This window comes from Vibrio sp. Vb0937 (assembly GCF_033338855.1).
This window is the reverse complement of the sequence record NZ_JAWOTK010000002.1, coordinates 174,156-190,194: the sequence shown is the minus strand read 5'-3', so window position 1 is coordinate 190,194 and position 16,039 is coordinate 174,156. Positions and strand designations below refer to the sequence as shown.

Sequence of the window (16,039 nt, the reverse complement as noted above, 5' to 3'; positions counted from 1 at the left end):
CTATTTATCTTTGCGGAACATTTCAAGCATACGCTTGGTGACGGTGAAACCACCGAAGATATTGATACTCGCGATCAATACGGCAATAAAAGATAGGAATGAAACGACGCCATTACCTTGTCCAATTTGCAGTAATGCACCAACGACAATAATGCCAGAGATAGCATTCGTTACTGACATTAGTGGAGTATGAAGTGCATGGGTAACATTCCATACTACGTAGTATCCGACAACACACGCTAGAACAAATACAGTAAAGTGAGAAAGAAACGCTGCCGGAGCAACCGATGCTACCCATGCAAAGGCTCCAACAGCTGCTGCCACACCAATAATTTTCTTCGTTGGAGACGCAGGTTCTTCTACTTTAGGCTCTGGCTTCACAGGCTGTTCTTGTTTCACTTGCGGCTGAGCTGAAACCTGAATTGGTGGCGCTGGCCAAGTAACTTCACCTTCTTTCACCACGGTAACGCCTCGGATAACAACATCTTCAAAATCAATATTGATGTTGCCATCTTTCTCTTTACACAGCAGTTTTAGAAGGTTAACAAGGTTTGTCGCGTAAAGCTGAGAAGATTGTGTAGGCAAACGACCAACCATGTCAGTGTAACCAACAATTTTTACCCCGTTATCCGTCATTATAACTTGGTCTTTCACTGTATATTCACAGTTACCGCCATTAGCAGCTGCCAAGTCGACAATTACACTGCCCGCTTTCATGCTGTCGACCATTTCTTTGGTGATCAACTTCGGCGCAGGTTTACCAGGGATGAGCGCGGTCGTAATAATGATATCAACATCTTTAGCTTGCTCTGCGTATAACTCTGCCGCTTTTTTGTTGAAGTCATCAGACATTTCTTTTGCGTAGCCATCCCCAGAGCCTGACTCCTCTTGAAAGTCAACGGTCAGGAACTCAGCGCCCATCGATTCAACTTGCTCTTTTACTTCTGGGCGGACGTCAAACGCACGGACAATGGCACCTAAGCTACCTGCAGCACCGATAGCCGCCAAGCCAGCGACGCCAGCACCCGCAACCAATACTTTCGCTGGAGGTACTTTACCGGCAGCCGTAATTTGACCTGTAAAGAAACGACCAAACTCATGAGCTGCCTCAACCACTGCACGATAACCAGCGATATTAGCCATCGAAGATAGCGCGTCTAAGGCTTGTGCACGTGAGATACGAGGAACGGAATCCATGGCAAGAACGTTAATGTTCTTACTTGAAAGTTGTTCCATCAACTCAGCATTTTGAGCCGGCCAAATAAAGCTAACCAGTGTTGCTCCATCTTGCAGTAACGCAATTTCGTCAATGCCTTGCTCATCATCCACAATTGGCGCATTAACTTTTAAAATAAGGCCAGATGCCCAAACTTCTTCACTAGAAACGATTTTCGCACCAGCTGCTTCATAAGCGGCATCATCGAAACTCGCTAGCCCCCCCGCTTGGGATTCAATCGCGACATCGAATCCCAATTTTATTAACTGCTCAACCGACTTCGGCGATGCAGCCACTCGCGATTCACCCGCGAGTATCTCTTTAGGTACACCGATTTGCAAAACGCATACTCCTTGTATACATATCAATAAATTAGTCCCAAAACAGAGCGTCGCTCTACTCTAATTCTTTTTTATTTCTATCTGTTTACCACGCAAGACAATTGCAAACGAAAGATGATGTTTGGGGACACCCATTTGCACAATAACACCTTGACTAACAGCCCTGTTATTATTCTGTTTGTATCGAACGCGTCTCATTACTTCAAGTGTTTTGTAATTTAAATACTAAATTTCATTACATATAACGCTAAGTAATGAATGATTGTCGCTCTGTGCACGAAAAATAACAACGCAACACCGTACTAGACTGAGGTCTAACCAGGTAACGATTAAATACTGACTTAACAGAGATTTAAGCGTTAAAAAGAAAGAGCCACTAGCATATACACTAATGGCTCTTTTTAAGATGACTGGAATCAAATTGCAGTAAATTGCTAGTCGAAGATTTTATCGCCCATTTGATCAATAAACATTTGAGATTTCTTCAACATAAGGTCATTGGCATCTTGCTCTGAGCCAAGCAAATCGGAGCGAATAAACCGATGTGTTTTCACTTCATCATCGTCATGCTTTTCTATTCGACCAGCGATGCGATATTGTCCGCCCTCTGAAAGGCTCTCTGGGTAAATAAAGAAACCTTTATACTCAACTGGCTCGATAGTTTTAGCTTCAGCGGTTTTCTCACTACCACCAAACAAACGCGAAAAAAATCCCACGATTCCTCCTTGGGTCAGCTCACTAGTCAACTGAGCGACTCTTACTTAATATTAACGTTAAGGATCGGTTTTTCATACCAATCCAACTCTTTGTCATCATCATAACTAGTATGGGAAAAAATTACAGGCACATCATACTCTCGGTTCTTACGCCTGTCTTCTTTCACCATTTCTGCGGCGTTTTTCACCGCTATATCCGCGCTTTGCTTAAACTGGCTTAATTTTTGTTCAGGAAGTGAAGACAAAAAATCAATATCATGACGGATATAGACAGGCTTGAGCTGGATAAGCGCAAGGCAAGCAATATCGGCTAACTGTTCGTTGTCATACTGTTCTAAAAATTCGGGCAAACTGAGAACCTGGCCTACTAATGTTTCCATGTAGTTGTGCACATCTGAGCTTATCTGCATCTGTAAATCTCCTTTTTCCTATGAAATGAGTATAGCAACGACTTGTTTATAACAACTTATTGATTGCTCTTAATTTAATCAATCTCTCTCTTTTTGCCGTAATGTCTTCCAAAATACTTGGGAAAAGGAACAAATAGACGTATTCTTGCTAGTTCTCAAAGTTCGAAATTCAATAACGGATAAATATCCATATTGATAAAACGATTTACCTAACCAATTATATAGTCAACTATTTTCAGGCAGTTTGTAATAGATGTCCTCATCGTCAATGACTTCATCAGGCTTCAGATTCTCATTCCCTTTTTTGCTACTGGGCATAGTGAGTTCGGGCATGGACAGCATTATTCAGATGACTCAGGCAAACTGGGGCATTGCCGCAAACTTGCCGTACATACTATTAGGTTGTGCGCTACTCCTTTGTTATTCATTTAAGCAAGGCAGAGAGTCCATGGTGTGCTTGGCAATGTTGCTAGCCTACTTCGTGATACAGCACCGCCTACAAGTCCCGCTTCAAAGTGGTACCGCTTTACTTGAGCTAACCATTTTAGCCACGTTACTTCCTGTCTCGTTTCTTACGGTATTTTTGTTTAGTAAAGAAGGTTTTGACTCTAGAGCCATGTTGACTTACATCTTGATGTTAGCAATGTTCGTTCTTTGGTCTTATCTAACGCTAGCATATTACGTTGAAGGAGGGTTTGAACAATGGACAAGCGGTATTTTATTTATTGTACCTACGGTCTCTAAACTGCCTTTAATTCTTGTTTTATATTGCGTGGGTATTGTCTGTTTTCTTGGAATCCTTGTTTTAAAGAAGAATGAAATTATCCATGCGATGACCTACTCTGCCATGGTATTGGCGTCTGCGACGTTCATTTTCTTTGATGTGCAGTACATATCAAGCACCATGTTTACGCTAACAGGGCTGCTTATCATTATTTATGCCGCTTCCGCTAGCCATCAACTGGCTTTCACCGATAGCCTAACGCTGATTCCGAGCAGACGTGCACTTGATCTCGATCTAAAACACATGGGTAAGAAGTTCACGATCGCAATGCTTGATGTTGACCATTTTAAAAAGTTTAACGACACCTACGGTCACGATACTGGTGATGACGTTCTAAAAATGGTCGCTTCGCGCCTCACTAAAACCCCAGGCGGCGCAAAAGTTTATCGATTTGGCGGAGAAGAATTTACCATCGTTTTTAAAGGCAAATACGCTGACGAATGTAAGAACTTTTTGGAAGAAGCTCGCAAATCGATTGCAGAATACGAGATGATATTACGCGATGAAGAATCTCGCCCTGAGAACCATAAACAAGGACAAAAACGTCGTGGTAGCAACAGTTCGAAAAGAAAGTCGGTTTTTGTTACCGCAAGTTTCGGAGTTGCTGATAGCCGGAATGGGCAAGCTCCTCTGGACGTTATTAAATCAGCGGACGAAGCACTTTACAAAGCGAAAAAGGCCGGACGTAACTGTATAAAGCTTCGTTAGACCCTCACCAATCGTGAAAGTTAACAAGCTTGTCTGGGTTTACAACAAAACCGAACTTCCCCATCAGCATAATAACTGCAATCATCGTTGCCACTATCCCGATGTTATCTATCTAATCAAAGGTATAAGGTATACGCCCGATTGCGACATTCCGTTCGAACTGTGTTGCCTGTCTTACTTTGAGTTAGCTTTAAAACAACCACCAAAAAGTGACAACGCAACAAAAAGAGTGACATTCATAAGATTTTGTTTTTAAAAAGAATTGACCACAGTATGTGTGTTTCTTCCCAAAGACTTCGAGGTATATAGTGCTTTATCAACGGTTGCATACAAGTCTGATTGCACTTCTTTCCCTGTCGGTTGAAAAACAAAAACACCCTGTGACACTGTCACTCTATTTGACACACTAGAATACTCATGTGGGTAATCGAGAAAATACATAGCCTCTTGTATACGCTCGGCTTCTCTTTCTGCTGTTTGAGTGTCGGTACACCCTAGCAACACGACAAACTCTTCTCCACCATATCGACCTACATATTCCCCAGAGCGACAAAAAGTAGCCTTGAGTTGATTCGCAATCGCTTGCAAGCAACGGTCGCCCTCAATATGACCGTAATTATCATTAAACGGTTTAAAAAAATCGACGTCCAATAGAATCAAAGCCATTGGCATATTGTGACGACCATGCCATGCAACCATCGATTCCAGCTTATGGTCGATATAACGGCGGTTATAGAGTTTGGTTAGGCCATCTTCATTCGCTTGCTGAGTCAAAAGTTGATTAACCTGCTCCAATTGAGCTGTCGCTTGCTTAAGCTCTCGTCTCATATGAGCAATACGCTGCATTGCGATAAGTTTAGAGTTCAGTACCAGTTTATCTACCGGCTTAATTAAATAGTCATCACCGCCCGCATCTATGGCTTTAGCAATCATTTCTGGCTCTTCGTGACTACTCAAGAAAATAATTGGGATCCAATCCGGAAACGTTTCTCTTATATGAAGAGAGACTTCAAAACCGTTCATATCTGGCATTGATATATCGAGTAACACCAGTTCCGGATCAAAGCTCTCATAGGTATTTAACGCCTCTAGTCCACTACCTACGGCTTTTACAATATGTCCAAGTTGCTTTAGACGAATAGCCAACTGCATCCTGTCTAGCTGAACATCGTCAACCAGAAGGATTCGCATCGATGTCCCTGTCGGTTGCATAACGCGTTCCATTTTTAATTATGTCTTTATTAAACATATACCATACTCATAGAGTTGTTGCATTCGACTCATAATTAAGTGCTATATTTTTGTTTGAATATCACGGAATCCATTGCATAAAGCAGTTAGACTGGACGTTACCCTATCTAATCATGGCCTGTGAGCAGAAGTTCAACAAACTCATTCACTTTGGTCATCTTGTGGATTAATGGGTATAGCTATTTGATGCATTTGGTATTAATATTCCCGCCTTTTTGTAATGAGAGACACACCATGTCAGAAGCAACTAACAGCGAAAGCAAAAAAATCGATCTAGCCAGCATTTCTCCAGAGCTACGTAAAGTTATCGAATTTGACGAAGTTCCAGAGCAAATGTTCGAAATGGTTACCTCTATCCATGAAGTGTCTGAAGAAGCGGTACGTGAATCATGGGACGAAATGCCAGCAAGTGCACAGAACATTCTAGACAACTTTGAACAGTTTCATGCTCTAGTTTCTGTAGGCCAAGCATTCGCTGGTATTAATGTGATGGAAGAGTTTCCGACTCTTAATCTGCCAGAAAACATGACAGATGAAGATAAAGAAGAATACCGTGCTCAACTACTTGATAATGTGCTTCACAACTGTGTGAAAGACATGGTTAAGCAACTTAAGAAAGCACGTCGTGACCCACTTCTTAAGCGTGAATTCAAAGAAGTATTCGCGAAGTAATTCCGACATTCTTCTAGTAACAAAGGCCGCACTTTGCGGCCTTTTTTGATCATGAAGCGTAAATCAGTCTAAACGGTTAATGAGGCGCTAGTGCCATATCTTTTTGTGTCACACTGACACCTTTAATTTGTGCAAAAACACGGCTACCAACTTTTAGGTTGAGATCATCAAGGGCCCACGGTGTGATCGTTGCCCACAAATAACATTTCTCGTCTAGCTTGAGTGATACATTAATACTCTGCTTGTCATCGGCTGCGTTAAACGCCTCGATGGAATCGACAATAGCAGGCAAAATATTTCGAATCGACGTCGCCTTGGGTTGCTCGAGCGTGATAGAAACGTCGTTGGCACGCACTTGCAAGCGTATTGGCGTGTCTGGTGTTCCGTCGATCTTTTGCACCCACAGGAATACATTAGGTGCAAGGCTGATACAAGTCAGTGCATAACGTGCATGATGTTCAGCAATCCGGCCTTCAAATAAGCTGCTTTGATCTGAGAAAGATTGCCATGGACGCATAGCATGAGAAGCCCACACTTCCTCAAGCTTACCTGAACTCGAAATTTTACCTTGGTCAATAATTGCAAGGTGCTGAGCAAGCCTTAAAATTTCCTGGAGACTGTGTGTGACATAGATAATAGGGATATTTACCTTCTCCGACAACTCCTCAAGAAAAGGCATTACCTCACGCTTTCTTGGCATATCGAGTGAGGCAAGTGGCTCATCCATCAAAAGCAAATTGGGTTTAGATAGCAATGCGCGCGCAATCGCAACACGTTGCTTTTCACCACCAGAAAGTGATACCGGAAAGCGCTTTAGTAACGGTTTGATAGACAAGAGTTCGGTGACTGCATCAAAATACTCGTCATCTTTTTCTTTAACGCCATATAACAAATTGCCTTGAACCGAATAGTGAGGAAACAGACGTGAATCCTGAAACACATAACCAATACCACGCTTGTGCGTTGGTAGGTTGATTCCCTGTTCACTGTCAAACAAAACATGCTCACCAACCGCAACATACCCTTGCCTTGGAGTGACCAATCCGCTGATGATGTTAATCAACGTCGTTTTACCTGCACCAGATCGTCCAAACAAGGCACTAATTCCATTACAGGGTAACTTAAGTTTGATGTCGAAGTCAGTCTCACCAAGCATTTGTTTAAATTGGACTTTAATCGTCATTGCTTCGCACCCAATCTGCTTGCCGCTTTACGATTTAGCCATTCAGAGATCATTAATGTAGACAAGGCTAACGCGATAGAAATGATACACAGACGAGCCGCCTGCATTTCTGCACCTGGCGTTTCAATAAAGTTGTACATTGCCAGCGGAATCGTTTGGGTCTCACCCGGAATGTTAGAGACGAAACTGATCGTCGCCCCGAATTCGCCAAGACTACGAGCAAATGACAGCATCGTGCCCGTAATAATTCCGGGAATGGTCAGTGGTAACGTGATGGTGAGAAACACTTTTAAAGGAGAAGCGCCTAACGTAGAGGCTGCGTGCTCCAATTTAGGGTCGACGCTATCTAAGCTTAAGCGTACTGAACGAACCATCAAAGGCAAAGCCACGACAATACAAGCGACTACTGCCCCTTTCCAATTAAAGCTAAATACTACCCCTAAGTTTTCATAGAGCCACTTTCCAAGGACCCCTTGTCGTCCTAAAGAAATCAACAATAAATAGCCGATTACCACTGGCGGCAATACCAGTGGTAAATGAATTAAGCTATCGAGAATCGATTTACCAAAGAACGTTTTTCGAGAAAGTAGCCAAGCAAGAAAAACGCCGAGAGGAATCAGCCAAAGTACTGCGTACGCGCCTACTTTGAGGCTTAACATTAAGGCTTGGTATTCCAGTTCTGTCACGCTTCGTTCCTATAATTGAAGGCCGGTTTATTGCTGAAAGCCATATTGAGCAAAAACGCGTGCGGCTTCGTCCGATTTTAGGTATTGGAAGAACTGCTCCGACTCAGTAGAATCATTCACAATTGCAGCCGGGTACACAATAGCCGCATGCGTATCACTCGCAAATTCGCCGACAATTTTGACTTTATCAGTTAACTGAGCATCGGTTTTGTAGACCACACCTAAAGGCGCTTCTCCACGTTCAACCAACGCCAAAGCTAAGCGCACATTCTTTGCTGGTGCGACGTGAGTTTGAACCGCTTTCCATACACCCAGTGTAGTCAATGACTCTTTCGCGTACATACCAGCAGGTACTGATGTCGGATTGCCTAACGCAAGACGATTTCCATGCAATGCCTTCTCCCATGCCTTTGCATCAGAAAAGTTAAATGAGGTTAATTCTGAAGACTGGGGAGCAATCAACACTAAGCTATTGCGCACTAGATTTGCGACACTGTCACGATGAATGACGTCTTTCTCGACCAAATAATCCATCCATTTCGTGTTCGCAGAAATGAATACATCCGCTGGTGCGCCATTGATAATTTGTCGAGCGATAGCAGAAGAACCACCATAAACGGGAGTGATAGAAACGTCATACTTTTCTTCAAAGTTTTGCGCGATCTCGTTAATCGCATTCGTCATAGAAGAGGCTGCATACACTTTTAGGTTCGTTGCTGCGTTTGCTGAAAATGAAATGCTTAATACTGCCGCAAGGCAAGCATGCTGTTTCCATGCTTTCATAGAGATACTCCAATACAAGGCAAGCGAAAGAACAGGTTATTTGAATATAAAGTTCAATCAGTTAATGTGTTATTTAAACAAAAAATCAAGGCGCATATGTTGTTCTATCGCATCTGCGATGCGATTAATGCCTTGCTCCTTTAACTCTTCAAAGTCTTGTTGTTTGATTTGGGTGCCGTTTACCCATTCTGATACCAGGCTTAAGACATCTTCCTCGTCAAAGAACCCGTGAAGGTAGGTTCCCATGATTTGGCCACACTCGCTGATCGCCCCTTCCGCTTCACCGGAACTGAATGTAAGAGGTTGCAGGCCCCGTACTTCACTTCGCCCTACGTGGATTTCATAACCCTTTACATTGGCTGTTTTGCCGTTAAGAGAAAGCTGTGCTTGTGTGTTTGTAAGCTGTTTGCTGTTAGTTAGCGTCGTAGTGATATCAAGCAAGCCAAGTCCTTCGCTTTGACCTGGTTGGCCTTCGACGCCGTTTGGATCATCAATCAAGTTTCCAAGCATCTGGTAGCCGCCACAGATACCAATCACTTTTCCACCAAGACGAATATGACGAAAGATATCTTTATCCCACCCCTGGCTTCTTAGATAATCCAGATCGTCTCTGACCGATTTGGTCCCAGGCAAAATAACCAGGTCGGCTTTATCTATTTTTTCGCCTTTACCTACATAACGTAGATTGATGTCTGGATTCAATCGCAGCACATCAAAATCAGTATGATTACTAATCCGGGTTAAAACAGGCACAACAACATTCAGTTTTACCTCAGAGTGCAACTCTTGCTGCGCAGTGATCGCGTCTTCTGCTTCTAAATTCAAACCATGGAGAAAAGGAAGTACACCAAGTACAGGTTTACCTGTTTTTTCTTCTAGCCAATCGAGGCCCGATTGCAATAAACGAATATCACCTCGAAAACGGTTGATAACAAATCCTTTTACTCGCGCTTGTTCAGATTCAGAAAGTAGCGCAAGTGTTCCGTACAAATGTGCAAACACTCCACCACGATCAATATCAGCAACAATGATCACTGGTACATCAGCGGCCTCAGCAAAACCCATGTTTGCAATATCGCCTTCTCGTAAATTGATTTCAGCAGGACTCCCCGCGCCCTCGATAATGATCGAATCAAATTCTTGAGTCAGAAGAGAGAAGGAATCTAACACCGTGTCCATCGCCACTTTCTTGTAATCATGAAAGCCAGCCGCATCCATATTGGAAATCGCCTTACCCTGCAAAATGATCTGAGCACCTGTATCACTGTTAGGTTTAATTAAAACCGGATTCATATGTACGGTTGGCTCAATATTACACGCCTGTGCCTGAACGGCCTGTGCTCGACCTATTTCACCGCCATCTTTGGTTACCGCACTATTTAGTGCCATGTTTTGTGGCTTAAATGGGGCAACATTTATCCCTTTTCTTGCTAATACACGGCATAAACCTGCCACAAGGACACTTTTTCCGGCATCCGAAGTGGTGCCTTGAACCATTAAAGATGGGATCGCTGATTTCATGAACATTTGTAAGGAATAGAGGAAGATGAACAATCATAACGTCATCGTCCCCACTTACTCAAGCAAATGAATAGAATATGAATGTTGAAATCATCATTGGTTCAAACAAGCCCTGTTTTAATGAACCCATCAAAACAAACCGATGAGGATGTAACATGAAAAAGAATACAATTATCGCAACAATCGCCGCCTTAGCTATTGCTCCTTCTATCGCGTTCGCGAAAGATAACGCTCAAAACCAATCAAACTTGCAGTTTAACGGTCCTGTCACTGTGGAAAAATTGGATGCCTTGCTAAACGACTCCAATATGTTTACTGAAAAAGATGTGGTCGTTGAAGGTAACTTATTGCGTCAAGTTCGCGCGGATAAGTTTGTCTTTAGCGATGGTTCCGGTGAAGTGATGGTCGAACTCGATGACGATATTCAGCTAAACACTCCGATTGATCACACGACTAAAGTCCGTCTGTTTGGCGAATTTGAAGGCGGGAACAAACCAGAGATTGAAGTCGAACAACTCGTGGTCATGTAAAACAAACCCCGATTGCTGTGCATATCAACATGATGTAGTGACGATTACAGCTAAATAGTGACGGCAAGCACTTAAAATGATAGCTTTATCAATCTTGGTCTGCTTTTTGCAGACCATTTTTTTGTTCATTTTATTCATCTTGCCCGGAGACACCATGCTAGGTAAAGCTCTAAAGGTTGCAGCCTTTGGTTTGTGTGCTATTTTGCCACTTTCCGCACATGCAAATAATTTCAACTACAACACGATGGAATTTCGCATGGGCACTAGCCCTGGTACATTTGGTGGCGAGTTCAATACCTACTTTACAGAGAATACCCATTTCATTGCTCGCGCAGACAGTGAATTCAGCGGAGACTGGGACATTGCTGGTGGTATAGGCTTTAATGGGCCAGCAGGCCAATTTGCAGATATTTATGGCCAAATGTTGGTACACAACATTAAAGAGAACGGCAGTGATAAAGTGGGCGACGAGTGGCGCACGGAAGTGAATATTGGCACTCGTATTTGGTTTATGCAAAATGTTGAGCTACATGGCCGTATCGGCCAAATCATAGATAATGACGATTCGAATACCATTTACAATCTAGGCGCACGATTCCACTCAACTCAGCAACTATCGCTTGGTGCAGATTTTAAAAATAATGGTGTCTATGGCCAGCAAATTGTAATGTCTGCTCGTTTTGCATTTTAGTGGATATGACTACTAGGCATCACAAGCAAGCATATGATTCAATAAAAATAGCCTCCGATTTTGGAGGCCATTTTTTGCTAATCAAGAATTATTAGCTTATAGCAGAAACTAGCTTTAATACATCAGTTTTTAGCGGTTTTTTTAGGTTTATCTTGCACATATTTTTTCGATACATCTACAACGGCGATATCTCTAAAAAAGCTTCGACCAAGCAAAATTGGAAACGTCATATGTCCGCGATCCGCTAACGTAAACTCTGTCTTTTCTTTGTGATCCCCAACGGTAATGTAGGCTTTTACCACCGCTCGTTTATCCACCTCTTCTGACGAAGACTGCTTAACTTTAGCCCAGCGCTCAACGGGTACTTTAAATTCTTTGGTGTCTTTGTCACCTAAATCTATCTTAAATTTAACCCAGTCTTTACCATCACGCTCAAACGGAACAATGTCAGTCGCACTAATTGATGATGTTGTCGCACCTGTATCGACTCTAGCCTTGAAAGTCTGGTCAATTTCAGGAACATAAACCCATTCTTCAGAACCAAGAATTAACATGCCATCGGGTGTTTTTGTGACCTTGACTGGCTTCTTAGGCTTTGGTTCCGGCTTTTTCTCAGGTTTCGCTTCTGGTTTGGGCTCCACCTCTGGCTTTGGATCTACATCAGGTTTCACTTCTGGCTCTACTTTAACGGGCTCTTCGACCTTTGGCGACTCTGGCTCAACAGGTTCCTGCGTCGTTTGAGTTGACGTACAAGCAATTAAACTGCCGCTCATCATAAGCGGCAGAATCAGTTTCCAGTTTTTCATCCACACTCCAATTAAGCTTGAGATACTTTCTTAATTGCGTCCGCTACGTATGGAATATGAGTTTCGGTAAGTCCGGCAATGTTAATTCGACCATCGCCAACACCATAAATGCCATAATCTTCACGCAGTTGCGCCATTTGGTTTCCACTAAAGCCTAGCACAGTAAACATGCCTTTGTGACCCTCAATGAAATCAAATTGATCTGTATAATGGTTGTTTCTCAACTCGTTACACAAACTTTGACGAAGGCTAACCAAACGATGTTGCATTTCACTCAATTCTTGCTTCCAAACGGAAGTAAGATTGTCATCTTGCAGAATGGTCTTAACTAAAGCTGCACCATGGTCGGGTGGCATCGTGTAAGTCGAGCGAGCTAGAGTGAGGAGTTTACCTTTTGCATTGGTTACATCATGCATGTTCTTACCAACCACAATCGCTGCACCAGTTCGTTCACGGTACAGACCAAAGTTCTTCGAACATGAAGTAGTAATCAACATCTCTTCAACGTTATCTGCCATAAAACGAAGACCTTTTGCGTCTTCTTCTAGGCCATCACCGAAGCCTTGGTAAGCAATGTCCACAAATGGGATGAAACCGTTCTTCTGCGACAATTCTGTAATGGCTTGCCAAGCAGAGAAGTCAATATCCGCACCAGTTGGATTGTGGCAACAACCATGAAGAAGTACCACATCTGAAGGCCCAGCTTTCGCAAGATCATCCATCATTTTTGCGGTGTCTACTTGTTTCGTTTCCGAAGAGAAATAGTGGTAGAACTTAACTTTAAGGCCTGCTGCTTCCATTACTGGCTTGTGGTTTACGTAGCTTGGGTTGGAAATCCAAACCGTCGTATCTGGCTGTGCGATCTTCATCAGATCACCGAGCATACGCAGCGCACCACTTGCACCTGGCGTTTGAATTGCTGCAACACGATCCATTGCAGACGTTCCCGTCAGTAGCAAATCGATCATGCTTGTATTAAATTCTTCGCAACCTGCAAGACCAACATAAGACTTGGTTTTTTGAGTTTCAACAACGACATCCTGCGCCATTTGAATGGCTTTCATAATCGGCGTTTCGCCTGCGCTGTTTTTGTATACGCCAATGCCAAGGTCAACCTTGTTTGGACGTTCATCGTTACGGTATGCAACGGATAGAGATAAAATAGGATCTAATACGGGAGTTGGGAGATTAGAAAACATGAAAGTCATAACCCTTTGAAATTCAAGTACCGAACCTCACGTTAACACCATCGCAAAAAATGACGAAATGATTTTTCACTTATTTCATCAATTAGAGAACAAAATTCTGGATTGCGGTGAGTTTTGTGCGCTCTATCGTTCAGAAAAAGAACGATTCACTCCTCGTTGTACCAATCCACTCTACCGTTTTTTCTAAACTCTCTTGGTGTCATGGTCGACCACGCTTTAAAACGTGTACTAAAGTTAGCGCTGGTCGGATATCCGACTATTTCTCCAATATGCTGAATTGGCCATTCTGTTGAACGAAGTAACCTAGCAGCATATTCCATGCGCATACGCGTTAAATGTGCCATTGGGCTTCGACCAAACTGCTTTTGAGTCAGTCGATGCAAATGAGGCTCCGAACATGGATATAGAGCCGCTACCTGCTCAACGCTCCAATCCTTATGGAGCTGACGTTGGACAAGGTCAAATACACGCCGAAGCCTCAATTGGCTGCGTGATATCGACTCTGAGGGCGGCATGTTTAACATCAGCTCTAACTGAGCCACACTATGCTCACCTACCGCACCACCATAATCGATTGGAAGGTGAATGCTGCGTAGTAGTGTTTGGATACATGCATACATCACTTCAGGTGTAGATGAAAGCTGATAGCGAACATCACATTCTAATATCGGCCACTCTCTATCAGGAGCAAGAAAAAGCCACGCGATCTGCCAAGGTTCTTCTTCTATACCAAAACCGTTTTCAACACCTGCGGGTACTGTAATCAACGAGCCCGGTTCCAAATCGTATCGATAAGTCCCACTCTCTAGCCACCCTTTACCACGCACCGTATAGAGCAGCATGTGTTTCTTTTGGTTTTTACGATAAACAGAGAAGAAGTCACGACAAGTGGCAATGCCGCACTGCACAATGCCTCTCTCCTCAAGTGCTAATACTCGACTGTGATCAATAAACTCTTGATAAGTTTTTTCTGAAATCGCGTAGCGTTCTTGTTTATCTTCCATGATTTATTGGCTCACATGTGCGTTAGTAGAGAGTTTTACAAAGGTTTTGGATTCCTTTGAAAAATACACCGCCAAATCATGAGGATAAACTACTCGCATTAATCTTTAAGGAGAAATGCGATGCTCTTAACACGCGAATACATCGATAAAGCATTTTGGCAAAAGCTGATTACGATTGGCCTACCTGTTTCACTTCAGTCCATGCTTTTTGCTTTGCTCGGCGTCGTGGATATTTTCATGGTAAGCCTACTCGGAGAATCTGCAACGGCAGCAGTTGGAGTTGGAAATCGTATCTTTTTCTTCAACCTAGCGGTTGTCTTTGGCCTGTGCGGTGCAGTTACCGTACTTGCTTCTCAATACTACGGCTCAGGAAACCTAGCCGGAATTCGCAGAACGTTGGCGCAATCTTGGTTTATTTCCATTTTGGTGACGCTGCCGTTTATCGTTCTTTATGCGATTTTTGATGAAGAGATCGTCTCTTTTATGTCAGACGATCCTGAATACGTCACTTATGCACGTGATTATCTTGTGGTTACGGGCTTTAGCCTCATTGCTACGGCGATAGTAGTACCGATTGAAGCGGTATTGCGCTCCGTGGGCCAAACCAAACTGGCAACCAACGTTAGTATCTCCGCCATTGTCGTTAACGTCGCGCTTAATTATGTTTTGATTTTTGGTTTATTTGGTTTCCCTCAATGGGGCGTATTTGGTGCAGCCGTAGGTAGTTTTGTTTCTCGATTTTTCCAAACCGCCGTCTTGATTTATTTTTTCTACAAACGATATGCTTACCTAATTCCGACTAAGTTCGATTGGGTACAAGGCCGCTTAAAACAGTATCGAAAAAAGTACTTTAAGGTTTCTTTACCCATGTTGGTCCACGATGCGCTTTGGACTGGTGGATTGATCGTTTACAGCATCATCTATGGTCAATTGGGCGTTTCAGAACTGGCGATCATCTCATTCTTATCACCGATTGAAGGGGTACTGATTTCAACCTTTATGGGATTTGCGGTCGCTGCATCCGTTCTTCTTGGGAATGATATTGGTGCAAAACATTATGACCGAGTCGAGAAAACGGCGTGGTGGTATGTGTTAACCAGCGCAATCTTAGCCACCTTGCTGTTTTTCCTAGTGTGGTTGAGCTCGCCCATGATTCATCACCTATTGGTACTGAGCCCGTTAACCGATGCAGACATGGCACTTAACGTATGTTTAGTCATGGCGCTAGGTATGATTTTGAGGGTGTTTAACATGGTTGGGATTGGCGGCGTACTAAAGAGTGGCGCTGATATTCGCTATAGCATTTTCATCGACACGTTCGGTCAGTGGGCTATTGGCATCCCCCTTACTTATTACACAGGCATGGTGTTAGGGCTGCCTTTGCATTTTGTCTTGATGTCTCTGCTCGCGGAAGAGTTAGTGAAAGGCGTACTGACGACTTACCGTATTCAATCTAAACGTTGGATAAATAATATGGTTGAAGATGACCAATCGGTGACAGCGTAACCAAAAAGACATTAACGAACTCA

At 43.1% G+C, this 16,039-nt stretch carries 16 protein-coding genes; 5 read left to right on the top strand and 11 right to left on the bottom strand.

What is annotated here, in order from left to right:
• From R7P67_RS04410 to R7P67_RS04400, 3 genes are all read right to left on the bottom strand, one after another.
• Complete coding sequence (locus R7P67_RS04410; protein ID WP_262653671.1) at nt 1-1,557, bottom strand: Re/Si-specific NAD(P)(+) transhydrogenase subunit alpha; 1,557 nt, start codon at nt 1,555-1,557, stop codon at nt 1-3.
• A gap of 434 nt (nt 1,558-1,991) precedes the next feature.
• Complete coding sequence (locus tag R7P67_RS04405) at nt 1,992-2,273, bottom strand: HlyU family transcriptional regulator (protein WP_213871117.1); 282 nt, start codon at nt 2,271-2,273, stop codon at nt 1,992-1,994.
• Nucleotides 2,274-2,314: 41 nt separating this feature from the next.
• A complete protein-coding gene (locus R7P67_RS04400; protein ID WP_005376241.1) occupies nt 2,315-2,683 on the bottom strand; it encodes a late competence development ComFB family protein in 369 nt (122 codons plus the stop codon).
• A gap of 253 nt (nt 2,684-2,936) precedes the next feature.
• Here R7P67_RS04400 and R7P67_RS04395 point away from each other — a divergent pair, with 253 nt between their 5' ends.
• Nucleotides 2,937-4,175 (top strand): sensor domain-containing diguanylate cyclase, encoded by a 1,239-nt coding sequence (locus R7P67_RS04395; protein WP_065275318.1) that lies wholly within the window; start codon nt 2,937-2,939, stop codon nt 4,173-4,175.
• A gap of 252 nt (nt 4,176-4,427) precedes the next feature.
• Here the strand turns inward: R7P67_RS04395 and R7P67_RS04390 are convergent, their stop codons facing one another.
• On the bottom strand, nt 4,428-5,387 hold the full coding sequence (locus R7P67_RS04390; RefSeq protein ID WP_017634619.1) for a diguanylate cyclase: 960 nt from the start codon (nt 5,385-5,387) through the stop codon (nt 4,428-4,430).
• A 273-nt stretch (nt 5,388-5,660) separates the two neighbouring features.
• On the opposite strand from R7P67_RS04390, the gene R7P67_RS04385 reads away from it, so the two are divergent.
• On the top strand, nt 5,661-6,098 hold the full coding sequence (locus tag R7P67_RS04385; protein WP_005376232.1) for a DUF3069 domain-containing protein: 438 nt from the start codon (nt 5,661-5,663) through the stop codon (nt 6,096-6,098).
• A gap of 76 nt (nt 6,099-6,174) precedes the next feature.
• On the opposite strand, the gene modC is transcribed toward R7P67_RS04385, so the two are convergent.
• From modC to R7P67_RS04365, 4 genes are all read right to left on the bottom strand, one after another.
• Nucleotides 6,175-7,281: a molybdenum ABC transporter ATP-binding protein ModC gene (gene modC, locus R7P67_RS04380; protein WP_085569024.1), complete on the bottom strand. Its 1,107-nt coding sequence runs from the start codon at nt 7,279-7,281 to the stop codon at nt 6,175-6,177.
• A complete protein-coding gene (gene modB / locus R7P67_RS04375; RefSeq protein ID WP_054575444.1) occupies nt 7,278-7,967 on the bottom strand; it encodes a molybdate ABC transporter permease subunit in 690 nt (229 codons plus the stop codon). The genes modC and modB overlap by 4 nt, the downstream gene beginning before the upstream one ends.
• A 27-nt stretch (nt 7,968-7,994) precedes the next feature.
• The gene (gene modA, locus R7P67_RS04370) at nt 7,995-8,750 is read right to left on the bottom strand and encodes a molybdate ABC transporter substrate-binding protein (RefSeq protein ID WP_262653673.1); all 756 of its coding nucleotides are present in this window, start codon (nt 8,748-8,750) and stop codon (nt 7,995-7,997) included.
• Between the two features lie 69 nt (nt 8,751-8,819).
• Complete coding sequence (locus R7P67_RS04365) at nt 8,820-10,271, bottom strand: cobyric acid synthase (RefSeq protein ID WP_262653675.1); 1,452 nt, start codon at nt 10,269-10,271, stop codon at nt 8,820-8,822.
• 155 nt (nt 10,272-10,426) lie between these two features.
• Between R7P67_RS04365 and R7P67_RS04360 the strand changes: the two genes are divergently transcribed.
• Nucleotides 10,427-10,801, top strand: coding sequence for a YgiW/YdeI family stress tolerance OB fold protein (locus R7P67_RS04360; RefSeq protein ID WP_005376220.1), 375 nt, complete (start codon nt 10,427-10,429; stop codon nt 10,799-10,801).
• A gap of 154 nt (nt 10,802-10,955) precedes the next feature.
• Complete coding sequence (locus tag R7P67_RS04355; RefSeq protein WP_017634623.1) at nt 10,956-11,492, top strand: hypothetical protein; 537 nt, start codon at nt 10,956-10,958, stop codon at nt 11,490-11,492.
• Between the two features lie 122 nt (nt 11,493-11,614).
• On the opposite strand, the gene R7P67_RS04350 is transcribed toward R7P67_RS04355, so the two are convergent.
• The 3 genes from R7P67_RS04350 to R7P67_RS04340 form a co-directional block, all read right to left on the bottom strand.
• Nucleotides 11,615-12,298, bottom strand: coding sequence for an ATP-dependent zinc protease (locus R7P67_RS04350; protein WP_005388032.1), 684 nt, complete (start codon nt 12,296-12,298; stop codon nt 11,615-11,617).
• Between the two features lie 11 nt (nt 12,299-12,309).
• A complete protein-coding gene (locus tag R7P67_RS04345) occupies nt 12,310-13,497 on the bottom strand; it encodes an aspartate/tyrosine/aromatic aminotransferase (RefSeq protein ID WP_262653678.1) in 1,188 nt (395 codons plus the stop codon).
• Between the two features lie 155 nt (nt 13,498-13,652).
• Nucleotides 13,653-14,510: an AraC family transcriptional regulator gene (locus R7P67_RS04340; RefSeq protein WP_258460742.1), complete on the bottom strand. Its 858-nt coding sequence runs from the start codon at nt 14,508-14,510 to the stop codon at nt 13,653-13,655.
• Nucleotides 14,511-14,630: 120 nt separating this feature from the next.
• Here R7P67_RS04340 and R7P67_RS04335 point away from each other — a divergent pair, with 120 nt between their 5' ends.
• Nucleotides 14,631-16,016 (top strand): MATE family efflux transporter, encoded by a 1,386-nt coding sequence (locus R7P67_RS04335; RefSeq protein ID WP_005388027.1) that lies wholly within the window; start codon nt 14,631-14,633, stop codon nt 16,014-16,016.
• The last annotated feature ends 23 nt before the right edge of the window (nt 16,017-16,039 follow it).

Excerpts from the sequence above, each read along its gene's own strand:
- R7P67_RS04400 (WP_005376241.1), bottom strand. The coding sequence starts at position 2,683 with ATGCAGATAAGCTCAGATGTGCACAACTACATGGAAACATTAGTAGGC.
- R7P67_RS04395 (WP_065275318.1), top strand. The coding sequence starts at position 2,937 with ATGTCCTCATCGTCAATGACTTCATCAGGCTTCAGATTCTCATTCCCT.
- R7P67_RS04390 (WP_017634619.1), bottom strand. The coding sequence starts at position 5,387 with ATGCAACCGACAGGGACATCGATGCGAATCCTTCTGGTTGACGATGTT.
- R7P67_RS04385 (WP_005376232.1), top strand. The coding sequence starts at position 5,661 with ATGTCAGAAGCAACTAACAGCGAAAGCAAAAAAATCGATCTAGCCAGC.
- modC (WP_085569024.1), bottom strand. The coding sequence starts at position 7,281 with ATGACGATTAAAGTCCAATTTAAACAAATGCTTGGTGAGACTGACTTC.
- modA (WP_262653673.1), bottom strand. The coding sequence starts at position 8,750 with ATGAAAGCATGGAAACAGCATGCTTGCCTTGCGGCAGTATTAAGCATT.
- R7P67_RS04365 (WP_262653675.1), bottom strand. The coding sequence starts at position 10,271 with ATGAAATCAGCGATCCCATCTTTAATGGTTCAAGGCACCACTTCGGAT.
- R7P67_RS04360 (WP_005376220.1), top strand. The coding sequence starts at position 10,427 with ATGAAAAAGAATACAATTATCGCAACAATCGCCGCCTTAGCTATTGCT.
- R7P67_RS04355 (WP_017634623.1), top strand. The coding sequence starts at position 10,956 with ATGCTAGGTAAAGCTCTAAAGGTTGCAGCCTTTGGTTTGTGTGCTATT.
- R7P67_RS04350 (WP_005388032.1), bottom strand. The coding sequence starts at position 12,298 with ATGAAAAACTGGAAACTGATTCTGCCGCTTATGATGAGCGGCAGTTTA.
- R7P67_RS04345 (WP_262653678.1), bottom strand. The coding sequence starts at position 13,497 with ATGTTTTCTAATCTCCCAACTCCCGTATTAGATCCTATTTTATCTCTA.
- R7P67_RS04340 (WP_258460742.1), bottom strand. The coding sequence starts at position 14,510 with ATGGAAGATAAACAAGAACGCTACGCGATTTCAGAAAAAACTTATCAA.
- R7P67_RS04335 (WP_005388027.1), top strand. The coding sequence starts at position 14,631 with ATGCTCTTAACACGCGAATACATCGATAAAGCATTTTGGCAAAAGCTG.